This window comes from Ruegeria sp. AH12 (assembly GCF_056541465.1).
Genome location: NZ_JBQFYL010000155.1, coordinates 1 through 712 on the forward strand (window position 1 = coordinate 1; position 712 = coordinate 712).

2 protein-coding genes are annotated in these 712 nt (G+C 56.0%); one reads left to right on the forward strand and one right to left on the reverse strand.

Annotation, left to right across the window (positions count from 1 at the left end; translation table 11 throughout):
- On the forward strand, positions 1–343 hold a 343-nt coding region (locus ACR0EL_RS22295), incomplete at its 5' end, for a c-type cytochrome (protein WP_480502329.1).
- A 22-nt stretch (positions 344–365) separates the two neighbouring features.
- Here ACR0EL_RS22295 and ACR0EL_RS22300 read toward each other — a convergent pair.
- The coding region (locus tag ACR0EL_RS22300) for an FMN-binding negative transcriptional regulator (RefSeq protein ID WP_480502330.1) at positions 366–712 on the reverse strand (347 nt) is incomplete at its 5' end.

Genomic DNA, 712 nt, shown 5'->3' on the forward strand with positions numbered 1-712 from the left:
CTCTTCGTGCCATGCGATCATCAAAAATGGCGAGGTTCTGGTCAAAGGCGGCATCACCGGGCCGAATCTCTTTGGCGTAGTTGGCCGCACCGCCGGAACTGAGAACGATTATCTTTATGGAAGTGAACGTTTGCCCATCGGGATGTTCACCGACGACATGATCCGCGCCGGGCAAGAAGGGCTTGTGTGGACTGAAGAAAACATCGCCGCCTATTCTCGGGATCCGATCGGGTTCATCAAGGAATATCTGGATGATGACACCGCCCGCCCGAACATGAGCGTCAAGCTGAAAAAAGGCGCAGATGACATCGCTGCTTATCTCGCCACATTCAGCGCTCAATGAATGGAAGGCGAGAACGCGTGCCTCAGGCCTTGCGCATCAACGAGGCCAAGCGCGCCACCTCGCTGCCAAGTCCTGCTGAGTGCACGTTATCAGCCGCGCGATGTCGCGCCTCTTCGGGTTTGTTCTGATTCAGCTTCCAAGTGCCGTCGATATCCGAGATCATGAGTCGGCAGGGAACGATCATGCGCATCATTCTATCCAGCGCGTCTGGTGTCATCTTAGACGCCAACCATGGCGGCTTTGGCAGCAGGCGATTTTCAAAGCCTGCCGCCTGCCGGTCGAGCAGATTTCGCAGGTCGTCCGTTGGGCACATCTCAAGCACACCAGTCAGATGCACCGCTACATAGTTCCAGGTCGGCACTTGATCAT